Raw genomic sequence first — 14,543 nt, 5'->3', positions numbered from 1 at the left:
ATGACTGACAATACAGCTCGCGAAGGCGTGCAAAACCTGGGCGCAACCGAAGAAACCAGCGAGTTCGCGTCCCTGCTGCTGCAAGAATTCAAACCCAAGACCGAGCGCGCCCGCGAAGCCGTCGAAACGGCCGTACGCACCCTGGCCGAACAGGCCCTGGCACAGACCGACCTGGTGTCCAACGACGCCATCAAGTCGATCGAATCGATCATCGCCGCCATCGACGCCAAGCTCACCGCCCAGGTCAACCAGGTCATCCACCACCCCGACTTCCAGCAACTGGAAAGCGCCTGGCGTGGCCTGCACTACCTGGTCAACAACACCGAGTCCGATGAGCAGCTCAAGATCCGTGTGCTCAACGTCTCCAAGACCGACCTGCACAAGACCCTGAAGAAATTCAAGGGCACCGCGTGGGACCAGAGCCCGATCTTCAAGAAGATGTACGAAGAAGAATACGGCCAGTTCGGCGGCGAGCCTTACGGCTGCCTGGTAGGCGACTACTACTTCGACCAGTCGCCACCGGATGTCGAGCTGCTGGGCGAACTGTCGAAAGTCTGCGCGGCCATGCACTCCCCGTTCATCGCTGCGGCATCGCCGACCGTGATGGGCATGGGCTCGTGGCAGGAACTGTCGAACCCGCGCGATCTGACCAAGATCTTCACCACCCCGGAATACGCCGGCTGGCGCTCGCTGCGTGAATCGGAAGACTCGCGCTACATCGGCCTGACCATGCCGCGCTTCCTGGCGCGCCTGCCGTACGGCGCCAAGACCGACCCGGTGGAAGCCTTCGCCTTCGAAGAAAACACCGACGGTGCCGACAGCTCCAAGTACACCTGGGCCAACGCCGCTTACGCGATGGCGGTGAACATCAACCGTTCGTTCAAACACTTCGGCTGGTGCTCGCGCATCCGTGGCGTGGAGTCCGGCGGTGAAGTGGAAAACCTGCCAGCCCACACCTTCCCGACCGACGACGGTGGCGTGGACATGAAGTGCCCGACCGAAATCGCCATCTCGGACCGCCGTGAAGCGGAGCTGGCGAAGAACGGTTTCATGCCGCTGCTGCACAAGAAAAACACCGACTTCGCCGCGTTCATCGGCGCCCAGTCGTTGCAGAAACCGGCCGAATACGACGACCCGGACGCCACCGCCAACGCCAACCTGGCCGCGCGCCTGCCGTACCTGTTCGCCACTTGCCGTTTCGCCCATTACCTCAAGTGCATCGTGCGCGACAAGATCGGTTCCTTCAAAGAGAAGGACGAGATGCAGCGCTGGTTGCAGGACTGGATCCTCAACTACGTCGACGGTGACCCGGCGCACTCCACCGAGACCACCAAGGCCCAGCACCCGTTGGCTGCAGCCGAAGTGATCGTCGAAGAAGTCGAAGGCAACCCGGGGTACTACAACTCCAAGTTCTACCTGCGCCCGCACTACCAGCTCGAAGGGCTGACCGTGTCGCTGCGCCTGGTATCGAAACTGCCGTCGGCCAAGGGCGCATAAAAACCAGCTGAACAGTACGCAGTAGAAATGTGGGAGCGAGCCTGCTCGCGATAGCGGTGGATCAGTCGCCACCTGCGTTGCCTGACACGCCGCCATCGCGAGCAGGCTCGCTCCCACAAGAGATCTCCAGAGGTTTGAAGATCACCTTAGTTCCGCTCGGCAAAACAGATTTCGCAAGGTCAGCGTCAACCAAACAATGTGGTAGAGACCACACAGGGAGAAAACATGGCTGTTGATATTTTCATCAAGATTGGCGACATCAAGGGCGAGTCCATGGACAAGGCCCACAAGGACGAGATCGATGTCCTGAACTGGAGCTGGGGCATGTCCCAGTCCGGCAACATGCACGTGGGCAGCGGCGGTGGTGCGGGCAAGGTCAACGTCCAGGACCTGTCCCTGACCAAGTACGTCGACAAGGCGTCGCCGAACCTGATGATGCACTGCGCCAGCGGCAAGCACATCGACAAGGTCAAGCTGACCGTGCGCAAGGCCGGCGGTGAAAGCCAGGTCGAGTACATGATCATCAACCTGGAAGAAGTGCTGGTTACGTCCCTGAGCACCGGCGGTTCGGGCGGCGATGATCGCCTGACCGAAAACGTCACCCTGAACTTCGCCAAGGTGCTGGTGGACTACCAGCCACAGAAAGCCGACGGCACCAAGGAAGGCGGTCCGGTCAAGTTCGGCTGGAACATCCGTCAGAACATCAAGGTGTAATCGAACACGCCCCCGGTGCCACGCGCCGGGGGTGTTTGGTGCTTGCTCGCAACCAATCCTTTCCCTTCCGGTGTCTGAGCCATGGCCAAGCCTTCGTTTATCAATTTGTGGAAAGCCTATTCCGATTTGCTGGTGACCTATCCCGACGCGAAACCTTGCGACGGTCATTGGGCAAACCAATGCGCGATTCGCATGAGCATCACGCTCAATACCGAGCTGACCGTCAAAGTCAACAAGTCCACCTACACCGAACCCAAGTGCGCCCATGGGCATGCACGAGGGGCCGAGTCATTGGCAAATTGGCTGTGGAAACATCATCTGGGTCGCCCGTTGATCCTCGGCGGAACTGCCGCGGACCGGCGCAAGCTTCAAGACAAGACTGGCCTGATTTTCTTCAAGGATTGTTTCCAGCAAGTGGGAGAGGCCTCGGAAGGTCGCACCGGCGATCATATCGACCTCTGGAACCGTGGCCTAACCCTCGGGTATGACGATCCGGGCTATCGATCCCGAGCGATCTGGTTCTGGGAACTCGTATGATCAAGACTCACTGCGCGATATGGGTAGGCTGCCTGTTGACCAGCCTGACCGCCTGTGCCCAACAGCAATCCCCGTCGACAACGGCCTCCGTAGCGGTGGAACAGGTCGTCTCGATGGGCGGGCAAACGTTGAGGCTGGAAAACGACCAGGCGCGCTGCGTGTTGCGCAAGCCCGACCAGACCCTGATGCCACTCGACTTGGCTTGGCCCTGCCAGTTCACGGTCGATCGACAAGGCAAACCCCACGTCGAGACCTTCGGTAGGGTGCCTATTGTCATCGTTGTCCACGTATCTGCTGGCCCCCATAACAATCAGGAATGTCGCTCCGAGTACCGCGCCGTGCGCCAGATCAATGGGCAGCTCGAACCCTCGGTTATCGCGCGCAACGCCAGTTGCATGCGCGGCACAGGTGACCAGAAGAATTACACAGGCCTTTTCACTTGGTAACCGAAATCGCCACCCGTGATCGCCTCCAACCCTCCCTATTGGACCGGTTGACCGACGACGATCCGACCAACCCGAAGGAAAGCGCCGACAAGCGCGTGCTCTCCTTGACCCAATTAAAAGCCTCGGTGCTGCGTGACCTGGCGTGGCTGCTCAACACCACGTCATTGCTCAGCGCCGATGCCACGCTGCATACCCCGGCAGGCACCTCGGTGGTGAATTTCGGCCTGCCGGCACTGGCCGGCAACAGCGCGTCGAACGTCGATGTCTCGGCCCTGGAAACCTTGATCCACCAGGCCATTGCCACCTTCGAACCGCGGATCCTGCGCCACAGCTTGCGAGTGCGGGCCCGGGCGACGGCCGAGATGAACCACAACGCGCTGAGCTTCGAGATCGAAGGCGATCTCTGGGCCCAGCCAGTGCCGCTGCGCCTGATGCTGCAAACCGACCTGGACCTGGAAACCGGCCATGTGCGCGTGGTCAACGCCGACCAGCGGAGACGCTCATGAACCCCCGCCTGCTGGAGCTGTACAACCAGGAACTGCACCACGTGCGCGAAAGCGCCGCGGAGTTCGCCAAGGAATACCCGAAGATCGCCAGTCGGCTGACGTTGTCCGGCATGGACTGCGCCGACCCGTATGTCGAGCGCCTGCTGGAGGGCTTCGCCTACCTGACGGCGCGGGTGCAGCTCAAGCTCGACGCCGAGTACCCGACCTTCACCCACAACCTGCTGGAAATCGCCTACCCGCATTACTTGGCGCCAACGCCGTCGATGACCGTGGTGCAATTGCAGGCCGACCCGGACGAAGGCTCGCTGAGCAGTGGTTTCCCGCTGCCGCGCGATACCGTCCTGCGTGCCGCCCTGGGGCGTGAAACCCAGACCTGCTGCGAGTACCGCACCGCCCACGCGGTGACGTTGTGGCCGTTGCAGGTCAGCCAGGCCGAGTACTTCGGCAACCCGTCCGCCGTGCTCGGGCGTCTGGCCGCCAGCGAACCGAAAGCCAAGGCCGGCCTGCGCCTGACCCTGCGCACCGGCGCCGAACTGCCGTTCAACAGCCTGGCCCTGGACAACCTGCCGCTGTACTTGAGCGGTGCCGACGAACAGCCCTTCCGTCTCTACGAACAACTGCTGAGCAACGCCTGCGCGGTGTTCGCCCGCAAGCCCGGCGGCGACTGGGTGGAGCGGCTGCCACAGGATGCGTTGCGCTCGCGCGGCTTCGACGATGCCGACGCCGCGCTGCCGGTGGTGCCGCGAGCCTTCCAGGGCTATCGCCTGTTGCAGGAATACTTCGCCCTGCCCCACCGTTTCCTGTTCGTCGACTTCACCCAGCTTAGCCGCGCGGTCAAGCGTTGCGACGGCCAGGAACTGGAGCTGATCGTGCTGTTCGACCGTCACGATCCGAGCCTGGAAGGCAGCGTCGGCGCTTCGCAGTTCCTGCCGTTCTGCACCCCGGCCATCAACCTGTTCCCCAAGCGCCTGGATCGCATTCACTTGTCGGATCGGGTCAACGAACACCACGTGATCGCCGACCGTACCCGGCCGATGGATTTCGAAGTGCATTCGCTGAACGGCCTCACCGGCCACGGCACCGGGCCGGAGCAGCCGTTCCTGCCGTTCTACGCGGTGCGCGATCCGTCTCGCTACGGCCGCGACCAGGCCTACTACACGGTACGGCGCGAACCGCGCGTGCTGTCCAGCGACCAACGGCGCAACGGCCCGCGCTCGACCTACATCGGCAGCGAAACCTTCGTCAGCCTGGTGGACAGCCAGCAAGCACCGTACCGTCACGACCTGCGCCAACTCGGTGTGACTGCGTTGTGCACCAACCGCGACCTGCCGCTGTTCATGAGCGTGGGCAACGGCAAGACCGATTTCACCCTCGCCGACAGTGCGCCGGTGGGCGCAGTGCGCTGCGTGGCAGGTCCCAGTCGTCCACGGGCCAGCCATGCCCACGACGCCAAGGCCTGGCGACTGATCAGCCAGTTGTCGCTGAACTACTTGTCGTTGAGCGAACAAGGCCAAGGCGCGGCCGCCCTGCGTGAACTGCTGCGCCTGTACGGCGACAGCAACGACGCGGCGCTGCAATTGCAGATCGAAGGCCTGCGCGAAGTCAGCAGCAAAGCCTGCACCCGGCGCTTGCCGATGCCCGGCCCGATCGTATTTGGTCGAGGCCTGGAAATCACCCTGGAATTCGATGAAAACGCGTTTCGCGGCACCGGGGTGTTCCTGCTCGGCGCGGTGTTCGAACGCTTCCTGGCACGCTACGTGTCGATCAACAGTTTTACCGAGACGGTGATCCGTACCACCGAACGCGGCGAGATCATGCGATGGAAAGCCAAGCCCGGACGTCGTCCGACCCTGTGAGTACCCTGGAGGCGATGCACCAGGAACCCTGGGAATACGATTTCTTCCAGGCGTTGCGGCGTATCGAGTGCGAATCCCCCGAGCTGCCGCGCCTGGGCCACTCCCTGCGCCTGGCCGACGACCCGCTGCGCCTCGGGCAACGGGCCGACTGCACCTTCGCCCCGGCCACCCTCGCCTCGGTGCAACCGGGCAGCGACGGTGCGCCGGCACGCCTGGAGCAATTTTTCTTCGGCCTCGGCGGCCCCAACGGCCCGATGCCGCTGCACATCACCGAATACGTGCGCGAACGCCAGCGCAACAACGCCGACAGCACCAGCAAGCGCTTCCTCGATGTGTTTCACCATCGCCTGCTCAGCCTGTTTTATCGGGCCTGGGCCGAAGCGCGGCCGACGGTCAGCCACGACCGCCCGGACGATGACTATTGGTCGGCGCGCCTGGCGGCACTCAGCGGTCGGGGCATGCCGAGCCTGCTCAACCAGGGGCTGATCCCCGACACGGCGAAGCTGCACTACAGCGGCCACCTGGCGGCGCAAACCCGCTACCCGGACGGTTTGAAGGCGATTCTCGGCGAGTACTTCGGCCTGCCGGTGGAGATCGAAGAATACGTCGGCCAATGGCTGGAATTGCCCGAACGCAGCCGAATCGGTGTCAACGCCCAACTGGGCGTGGACTTCTGCCTGGGCCGCTTCGTGTGGGATCGCCAGCACAAATTCCGCATTCGCCTGGGGCCACTCAAGCTCGTTGACTACATGGGCATGCTGCCCGGCAGCCAACCGTTCAACGAGCTGGTGGCCTGGGTCGCCGAATACCTGGGCCATGAACTGGACTGGGACCTGAACCTGGTCCTGGAACAGCCCGAAGTCCCGGCACTGCAACTCAATGGGCGTTTCCGCCTGGGTTTCAACACCTGGCTGGGCCGCCCCGAAACAGATGCCAACGATTTAATACTGGCCCGGCATTACGCCGAACAGGCCAACACCTCACAGACCTCAAGGAGCCATGAGCATGGGTGAAATCAGTCGCGCCGCGTTGTTCGGCAAACTCAACAGCGTGGCCTACAAAGCCATCGAAGCCGCCACCGTGTTCTGCAAGTTGCGCGGTAACCCTTATGTGGAACTGGCCCACTGGTTTCACCAGTTGCTGCAACTGCAGGACTCGGACCTGCACCGCATCATCCGCCAGTTCAACATCGAGCCGGCACGCCTGGCCCGTGACCTGACCGAAGCCCTGGACCGCCTGCCACGGGGTTCGACGTCCATCACCGACCTGTCGTCCCACGTCGAAGAAGCCGTGGAACGCGGCTGGGTCTACGGCAGCCTGATGTTCGGCGAAAGCCAGGTGCGCACCGGTTACCTGGTGCTGGGCATCCTCAAGACCCCGAGCCTGCGCCACGCGCTGCTGGGCCTGTCGTCGGAGTTCGACAAGGTCAAGGTCGAAGCCCTGAGCGAGCGCTTTGACGAATACGTCGGCGACTCGCCGGAAAACGCCCTGACCGCCAGCGACGGCTTCAATGCCGGCGCGGTGCCGGGCGAAGCCAGCGGCGCCATGGCCCCAGCCGCCATGGGCAAGCAGGAAGCCCTCAAGCGCTTTACCGTCGACCTCACCGAGCAGGCCCGCAGCGGCAAGCTCGACCCGATCGTCGGCCGTGACGAAGAGATCCGCCAACTGGTGGACATCCTCATGCGCCGCCGGCAGAACAACCCGATCCTTACCGGTGAAGCCGGCGTGGGCAAGACCGCCGTGGTCGAAGGCTTTGCCCTGCGCATCGTCGCCGGCGACGTACCACCGGCCCTCAAGGACGTGGAACTGCGCAGCCTCGACGTGGGCCTGTTGCAGGCCGGCGCGAGCATGAAAGGTGAATTCGAACAGCGCCTGCGCCAGGTCATCGAAGACGTCCAGGCCTCGCCCAAGCCGATCATCCTGTTCATCGACGAAGCCCACACCCTGGTGGGTGCCGGTGGCGCCGCCGGCACGGGCGACGCGGCCAACCTGCTCAAACCGGCACTGGCCCGTGGCACCTTGCGCACCGTGGCCGCCACGACTTGGGCCGAGTACAAGAAGCACATCGAAAAAGACCCGGCCCTGACCCGCCGTTTCCAAGTGGTGCAAGTGGCCGAGCCGTCGGAAGACAAGGCCCTGCTGATGATGCGCGGCGTGGCCTCGACCATGGAAAAACACCACCAGGTGCAGATCCTCGACGAAGCCCTGGAAGCCTCGGTCAAGCTGTCCCACCGCTACATTCCCGCACGCCAGCTGCCGGACAAATCCGTGAGCCTGCTGGACACCGCTTGCGCCCGCGTCGCCATCAGCCTGCACGCCGTACCGGCCGAAGTGGACGACAGCCGTCGGCGCATCGAAGCGCTGGAAACCGAGCTGCAAATCATCGCCCGTGAACACGCGATTGGCGTGGTCATCGGCACTCGCCAGACCCACAGCGAAAGCCTGCTGAGCGCCGAGCGCGAACGCCTGGCCGAGCTGGAAGGCCGCTGGGCCGAAGAGAAAACCCTGGTGGACGAACTGCTCGCCACCCGTGCCACCTTGCGCGAACGCGTTGGCGTGGTGGACAGCGAAGACAACAGCGAAGCTTCTGACAACGAAAGCCACCAACTGCGCGAGAAACTGGTGGACCTGCAACAGCGCCTGACCGCCCTGCAAGGCGAAACCCCGCTGATCCTGCCGACCGTGGATTACCAGGCCGTGGCCTCGGTGGTCGCCGACTGGACCGGTATCCCGGTGGGCCGCATGGCCCGCAACGAACTGGAAACCGTGCTCAACCTCGACCAGCACCTGAAGAAACGCATCATCGGCCAGGACCATGCCCTGCAGATGATCGCCAAGCGCATCCAGACCTCCCGCGCCGGCCTCGACAACCCGAGCAAGCCGATTGGTGTGTTCATGCTTGCCGGCACTTCCGGCGTGGGCAAGACCGAAACCGCCCTGGCCCTGGCCGAAGCCATGTACGGCGGCGAGCAGAACGTCATCACCATCAACATGAGCGAGTTCCAGGAAGCCCACACCGTGTCGACCCTCAAGGGCGCGCCACCGGGCTACATCGGTTATGGCGAAGGCGGCGTGCTGACCGAAGCCGTGCGGCGCAAACCGTACAGCGTGGTGTTGCTGGATGAGGTCGAGAAGGCGCACCCGGACGTGCATGAGATCTTCTTCCAGGTGTTCGACAAAGGCGTGATGGAAGACGGCGAAGGCCGGGTGATCGACTTCAAGAACACCTTGATCCTGCTGACCACCAACGCCGGCACCGAGTTGATTGCCCAGGTCTGCAAAGACCCGCAGAACGTGCCCGAGCCGGAAGAAATCGCCAAGGCCCTGCGCCAACCGCTGCTGGAAATTTTCCCGCCGGCCTTGCTGGGCCGCCTGGTGACGATCCCGTACTACCCGCTCAGCGACGAGATGCTCAAGGCCATCACCCGCCTGCAACTCAACCGCATCAAGAAGCGCGTGGAAAGCACCCACAAAGTCGCCTTCGACTACGACGACGCAGTGATCGATTTGATCGTCTCGCGTTGCACCGAAACTGAAAGCGGCGGGCGCATGATCGACACCATCCTGACCAACAGCCTCCTGCCGGACATGAGCCGCGAGTTCCTGACCCGCATGCTCGAAGGCAAGGCTTTGGCCGGGGTGCGGATCAGCGCCGTGGATAACGAATTGCAGTACGATTTCAGCGACGCGGCCTGACCTGACAGGAACACAGTCACTCCTGTGGAAGATACCCTGTGGGAGCGAGCCTGCTCGCGATAGCGGAGTTACATTCAACATCAATGTTGACTGACACACCGCTATCGCGAGCAGGCTCGCTCCCACAGTAGGTTGCGTTCCTTCAGCTATTCACCTGCACGAGACCCTCGATGTTATTCAACCAAGCCACCCGCCTGGCCAAGATCACCAGTCCCCTCGGACCTGAGGTGCTGTTGCTCAAGGACATGGGCGGCGGTGAAGAATTGGGGCGGCTGTTCAACTACGAGTTGCAGTTGCACTCGCTGGACAACGCCATCGACCTCAACCAGTTGCTCGGCAAGCCCATGTGCGTGAGCCTGCAGCTCGATGGCGGTGGTGAGCGCTATTTCCATGGCATCGTCGCCCGTTGCAGCCAGAACGTCGACCAGGGCCAGTTCGCCAGCTACCAGGCCACTTTGCGCCCGTGGCTGTGGCTGTTGACCCGCACCTCCGATTGCCGGATTTTCCAGAACCTCACCATCCCGCAGATCATCAAGCAGGTGTTCCGCGACCTGGGCTTTTCCGATTTCGAAGACGCCCTGAGCCGGCCTTATCGCGAGTGGGAATACTGCGTGCAGTATCGCGAGACCAGCTTCGATTTCGTCAGCCGCTTGATGGAACAGGAAGGGATCTACTACTTCTTCCGCCATGAGCAGGGCCGCCATGTGCTGGTGCTGGCCGATGCCTATGGCGCCCACACCCAAGCGCCCGGCTACGGCTCGGTGCCGTACTACCCCAAAAATGAGCAGCAGCGCGAGCGCGATCATATTCATGATTGGCACTTGGCCCAGGAAGTCCAGCCCGGCTCCCTGGAACTCAACGACTACGATTTCCAGCGCCCGAGTGCGCACATTGATGTGCGTGCGGCCATGCCGCGTCCGCATACCGCTGGCGACTATCCGCTGTACGACTACCCCGGCACTTATGTGCAAAGCGCCGACGGCGAACACTACGCCCGCACCCGCATCGAAGCCTTGCAAACCCTGCACGAACAGGTGGAACTGGCGGGTAACGCCCGGGGCCTGGGGTCGGGGCATCTGTTCAGCCTCACCGGCTTCAGCCGCCAGGACCAGAACCGCGAATACCTGATCGTCGGCGCCCGCTACTACATTTCCCAGGAAAGCGGCGAAACCGGCGGTGGCGCGCCGACCGCGCAGTTCGAAAGCAGCCTGACCTGCCTCGACGCCCAGAAAAGTTATCGCCCGCTGGCGACTACCCACCGCCCCATCGTCAAAGGCCCGCAAACCGCGTTGGTGGTCGGCCCCAAGGGTGAGGAAATCTGGACCGACCAATTCGGCCGGGTAAAGGTGCATTTCTACTGGGACCGTCACGACCAATCCAACGAAAACAGCTCGTGCTGGATTCGGGTGTCGCAGGCTTGGGCCGGCAAGAATTGGGGCTCGGTGCAGATCCCGCGCATCGGCCAGGAAGTCATCGTCAGCTTCCTTGAGGGCGACCCGGACCGGCCCATCGTCACCGGTCGCGTGTACAACGCCGAACAGACCGTGCCCTATGCGTTGCCCGCCAATGCCACTCAGAGCGGCACCAAAAGCCGTTCGAGCAAGGGCGGCACGCCAGCGAATTTCAACGAAATCCGCATGGAAGACAAGAAAGGCGCCGAACAGCTGTACATCCACGCCGAGCGCAACCAGGACATCGTGGTCGAGGTGGACGAGAGCCATTCGGTGGGCCACGACCGCAACAAAAGCATCGGCCACAACGAAACCGCACGGATTGGCCAAGACCGACTGCGGGCGGTGCAGCGCAACGATGCCCTGGTCGTCGGCGGCACCAAGAGCGACAGCGTCGCGACCCAGTACCTCATGGAGGCGGGGTCGCAGATTCGACTGGTGTGCGGCAAAAGCGTGCTGGAGTTCAATGCCAGTGGCGAGATCAACATCTCGGGCACCGCGTTCAACATCTACGCCAGTGGCAATGGCAACATCGACACCGGCGGCCGTCTGGACCTCAACTCCGGCGGCGCCAGCGAAGTGGATGCCAAAGGCAAGGGCATCAAGGGTGTGATTGATGCGGCGGTAAAAGCGTTGTTCCCGACAAAGGCCAAACGCTGAGGTTCATGGCAGAACGCTGTTCACTCAAGAAAGCAGATGAACCCGTGGCGAGGGAGCTTGCTCCCGCTTGACCGGGCTGGCGCTCCAGTGCGAAGCGCTCACAAAAGGAGCTGCTGCGCAGCCCAGCGGGAGCAAGCTCCCTCGCCACGGGGTCTATCTACAGCCTCAAAGTGAGCAGCATTACAGCCTCAGCAGCCCTTTCGACGATCAGATGGCCGTGCCGCGATTCGTTCCCGGCGGGACAATCAACAACTCGTCCAGCTCGCGCTTTCTGCAACGCGCCACAAACGGCAGCGCGGCATCCGGGTCACGCCTGAACAGCTCAAAGGTTGCACGGTCGATTGCATAGTATTCCTCGTAATCGACCATGCCGTTGCTGACCGGTATGCAGACGTAGAATCGACCCGAGTCCAGTTCGGTCCCCACACAGAACCTATGTTCGCGGTGGACCAAGGCATCTTGAAATTTCACTCGTTCGTAAGCCGATATTGACCAGGCTGCGTCCACGCGACTCGCAAGTACTTGCCGCTCAGCAGTTGCTCGTCACGAAGATATTCGAACACTTCGCAGGGGCACCATTCCTTGCCCGCCGAAAAGGCCACGCCCAATGAACGCAGTTCATCGAATACCTTAGCCTTCTGCTTGTTATCCGCGACCTGCAAAACGTAGACATCTTTCTCTGCCGCATTCGAAAACCCGATAGCGCGCAGGGAAGAATCCAGCGCGTTATCCATGATTCGAACACCAATCGAGTCACCGTCGGCTCTTTCCACGTAGGCCTTCAACACACCATCAATCACTCAGAGATTGGCCGGCACAAAGTCAGGGCCGCCCAGCTTATCCCGGACAACCAGGGCGGTGCGCATCAGCGGCCCCCACAGACCGTTCTGGCTGTTCCAAGTACCGCCCGCCCACCGCGTGTCCTGGACGAGCTCAGCCTTGTTGAGCTCAAGCTGGCGCTGGAGGGCCAGCGCCACAGCCCCCATATCAACCTCGAACAGGTCGGCATAGAGCCCCTCGGGTTGTGCTTGCTTTTTGCTCAGGCAAAACCGGTAGTACCAGACCCACACCGCGGCGACATAAATCGCCCGATTACGATCAGGATAAGTCGCGAGAATCTTGAGCAAAGCCGCCACGAAACGCCCAGGAAGCTGGGGGTCGTGGGTCTGTTGCCAGTAACGCAGCACCAGCAAATCGAAAGCCACGACGATGTTCTGCGGCTCTTCGTTATCGTTCTGGGCTTCTTGGAAGTAGAACGGCTCGCCGACAAGGAATTTATCCAGCTCATCATTGGCCAGGGCCAACAGCAATACGTTATCTAAGGTGGCACTCATTGGATTCTCACTACATCCGGGTTCGCGAGCAGGAAATTGATGTCGTTATTGTGTGGGATGGCCACCTTATCCAATACCGCTTCACGCATACCGCCGGGATGGGTCAGGCCGCCAGGGCGCCATAACGGGTTCGCTCCGCGCTCGTTACCGGAGGGCATGACAACCTTGGGATTTTCCAGGTTCATCATGTAAATCTCCTTGCCGGTGAAGCTGCCCGGTTCATAACCCAAAGCGGTCTCCAGAATGGAAAGATCACCGGTTTTCTTAAACTCGGCGACCACACCGTGCAGGTCTGACTTGGCCATGACGTACTTAGTGTCGCTAAAGGTTCCATACATGGGGTTGGCAATGTCATCGGGGGTAAACAGAAACGCACCGCCCTCATCCTGAAAGACTTTGAGGTGCTTGTCGATATAGGAGGCCTCAAGGTAATCGGCAGGATTGGGCCGGCTTAACTTGGGTATCGCAGCGATATCCTCTGACGTGTAGCCCGGTTTGAAGCTCACCGAGCGCGGTTTGGGCGCCGTACCGATTTTTGCCATTTTCGGGCCCAGGCCCAAAAGCGCCATTCCCGCGACGCCCTGCAGCAGGTCCCGGTAACCCGGCCCCAAGCGATCCCCCAAATCCCCCAGCAACGCCATGCCAGCCATCATCGTGCCGCCGATCACCACAAAACCGACCAGAGCGGCAACGCCAGCCATGGCCGCGAGAATCGCCGCGCCCCCCATGGCCAATAATCCTAATGCTTCCAACCCGGTGTGCATCCAGCCTTCGATGTCCAAGACAAACGCCACCGACACCGTCGGCCCACCGATGAACGTATTCGGGCTACCGCTCTTGATGTGCGCACCGCAAACCATTTTGCTGTGCAAGCGCGCCGCCGGTTTGCCGTTGATGAAGACCGTGGCGCTGCCTTCGGCGATCAGCACCGGGAAGGGCCAGATCGGGTGGTTCATCGGCAACCCGGTGCAGGAAGATGACGTATCTTCGCCCGCCCGCATGGCATTGCGGTCGTTGATGTAGACGTTGAAGCTGCCCATTATCAACGCCCCCGTGGTGGGCTCGGGCAGGTTGAAGATGGTGGAGAGGCCCTTGACGATCTGGAACATCGACAAGCCGCCAGCCGCAATCGAGCCGGCCATGATCGCCAGCGCCACGCCGCCCGTGGCGACAGTCGCGGCAACGACCGCGGCACCGATCAAGGCACCGGCCACGGCGCCGGCGACCATCGCGGCCAACCCGAACCCGTGGGCTATTTCGTCACCCAGACGTGCTGCTGCCTGTGCATCCATTGCGCGCATCTACCTTACTGATTCGTATGACTGCTCAGTGGGACGTGTCGATGCTCAGACAATCGGCGGCTGTGGCTGGAACGAATGCATCGCCAGCTTCCAGGCCGGCTCGTGATAGGTGAAATCATTCGGTGTCGTGGTCAAGGTGGTGATCAGCACCGAGGGCTTACGCTCGATGAACACCTGGCGCAGCATCAGGTCGCGCCCCTCGCGTTGCCAGGTGTAATCCAGCAACGTGGTGGTGTGCCCCTGCAGCACCGTGTCCCAGCGCTGCACCAGCTTGAAGCCCGGCAGTTGCTGCTCCGCGCTTTTGAGTTGGCGGTCCACGTACTCGGCAAAAGGAGCGTCGCCCTGGCTGGCATCGCGGCTGATGACGAAACTGGCTTCTTTAGCAGGACCGACTGCCGGCAGCTTGAAAATATTGATGCTCTGGTCCTGCCAGGTATCGGGGATTTCGAGATCGGCTTCTTGAATGCGGTAAGAGGTCACAGTAATCGCTTTCCATGGACGTGAGGTGACGCGCGAAGGAGCAGATATTCAAGTAATGCCTGGTA

Annotated in this window: 14 protein-coding genes; 9 read left to right on the top strand and 5 right to left on the bottom strand. The window is 61.8% G+C overall.

Features of this window, described 5'->3' with window-relative positions:
- From tssC to B0E42_RS19325, 9 genes are all read left to right on the top strand, one after another.
- Positions 1-1,497 carry a type VI secretion system contractile sheath large subunit gene (tssC, locus tag B0E42_RS19365; protein WP_024619034.1) on the top strand — a complete coding sequence of 499 codons (1,497 nt, stop codon included), beginning with the start codon at positions 1-3 and terminating at the stop codon, positions 1,495-1,497.
- Positions 1,498-1,722: 225 nt separating this feature from the next.
- Positions 1,723-2,211, top strand: coding sequence for a type VI secretion system tube protein Hcp (locus B0E42_RS19360; RefSeq protein ID WP_018611756.1), 489 nt, complete (start codon positions 1,723-1,725; stop codon positions 2,209-2,211).
- Between the two features lie 81 nt (positions 2,212-2,292).
- Positions 2,293-2,748 (top strand): type VI secretion system amidase effector protein Tae4, encoded by a 456-nt coding sequence (locus B0E42_RS19355; protein ID WP_018611753.1) that lies wholly within the window; start codon positions 2,293-2,295, stop codon positions 2,746-2,748.
- Positions 2,745-3,194, top strand: coding sequence for a hypothetical protein (locus B0E42_RS19350; RefSeq protein WP_018611750.1), 450 nt, complete (start codon positions 2,745-2,747; stop codon positions 3,192-3,194). Before B0E42_RS19355 ends, B0E42_RS19350 begins: the two co-directional genes overlap by 4 nt.
- Positions 3,188-3,700 (top strand): type VI secretion system baseplate subunit TssE, encoded by a 513-nt coding sequence (tssE, locus tag B0E42_RS19345; RefSeq protein ID WP_018611748.1) that lies wholly within the window; start codon positions 3,188-3,190, stop codon positions 3,698-3,700. Before B0E42_RS19350 ends, tssE begins: the two co-directional genes overlap by 7 nt.
- Positions 3,697-5,556 (top strand): type VI secretion system baseplate subunit TssF, encoded by a 1,860-nt coding sequence (tssF, locus tag B0E42_RS19340; RefSeq protein WP_018611745.1) that lies wholly within the window; start codon positions 3,697-3,699, stop codon positions 5,554-5,556. Before tssE ends, tssF begins: the two co-directional genes overlap by 4 nt.
- Positions 5,520-6,569: a type VI secretion system baseplate subunit TssG gene (tssG, locus tag B0E42_RS19335; RefSeq protein WP_018611744.1), complete on the top strand. Its 1,050-nt coding sequence runs from the start codon at positions 5,520-5,522 to the stop codon at positions 6,567-6,569. The genes tssF and tssG overlap by 37 nt, the downstream gene beginning before the upstream one ends.
- A complete protein-coding gene (tssH, locus tag B0E42_RS19330) occupies positions 6,562-9,252 on the top strand; it encodes a type VI secretion system ATPase TssH (protein ID WP_018611742.1) in 2,691 nt (896 codons plus the stop codon). The genes tssG and tssH overlap by 8 nt, the downstream gene beginning before the upstream one ends.
- 170 nt (positions 9,253-9,422) lie before the next feature.
- Positions 9,423-11,363, top strand: a complete 1,941-nt coding sequence (locus B0E42_RS19325) for a type VI secretion system tip protein VgrG (RefSeq protein ID WP_077507079.1) — start codon at positions 9,423-9,425, stop codon at positions 11,361-11,363.
- Positions 11,364-11,570: 207 nt separating this feature from the next.
- On the opposite strand, the gene B0E42_RS19320 is transcribed toward B0E42_RS19325, so the two are convergent.
- The 5 genes from B0E42_RS19320 to B0E42_RS19300 form a co-directional block, all read right to left on the bottom strand.
- On the bottom strand, positions 11,571-11,834 hold the full coding sequence (locus tag B0E42_RS19320; protein ID WP_018611737.1) for a hypothetical protein: 264 nt from the start codon (positions 11,832-11,834) through the stop codon (positions 11,571-11,573).
- Positions 11,831-12,097: a hypothetical protein gene (locus B0E42_RS19315; RefSeq protein ID WP_256578326.1), complete on the bottom strand. Its 267-nt coding sequence runs from the start codon at positions 12,095-12,097 to the stop codon at positions 11,831-11,833. The genes B0E42_RS19320 and B0E42_RS19315 overlap by 4 nt, the downstream gene beginning before the upstream one ends.
- Positions 12,098-12,163: 66 nt before the next feature.
- A complete protein-coding gene (locus B0E42_RS19310; protein ID WP_077507077.1) occupies positions 12,164-12,697 on the bottom strand; it encodes a hypothetical protein in 534 nt (177 codons plus the stop codon).
- The gene (locus B0E42_RS19305; RefSeq protein ID WP_077507076.1) at positions 12,694-13,989 is read right to left on the bottom strand and encodes a PAAR domain-containing protein; all 1,296 of its coding nucleotides are present in this window, start codon (positions 13,987-13,989) and stop codon (positions 12,694-12,696) included. Before B0E42_RS19305 ends, B0E42_RS19310 begins: the two co-directional genes overlap by 4 nt.
- A gap of 54 nt (positions 13,990-14,043) precedes the next feature.
- A complete protein-coding gene (locus tag B0E42_RS19300; RefSeq protein ID WP_018611730.1) occupies positions 14,044-14,478 on the bottom strand; it encodes a DUF1795 domain-containing protein in 435 nt (144 codons plus the stop codon).
- Positions 14,479-14,543: the final 65 nt, after the last annotated feature.

The sequence above is a fragment of the Pseudomonas sp. A25(2017) genome (assembly GCF_002001065.1).
Taxonomy (GTDB): domain Bacteria; phylum Pseudomonadota; class Gammaproteobacteria; order Pseudomonadales; family Pseudomonadaceae; genus Aquipseudomonas; species Aquipseudomonas kilonensis.
The sequence above is the reverse complement of the archived record's forward strand: the minus strand, read 5'-3'. Positions and strand labels throughout refer to the sequence as shown.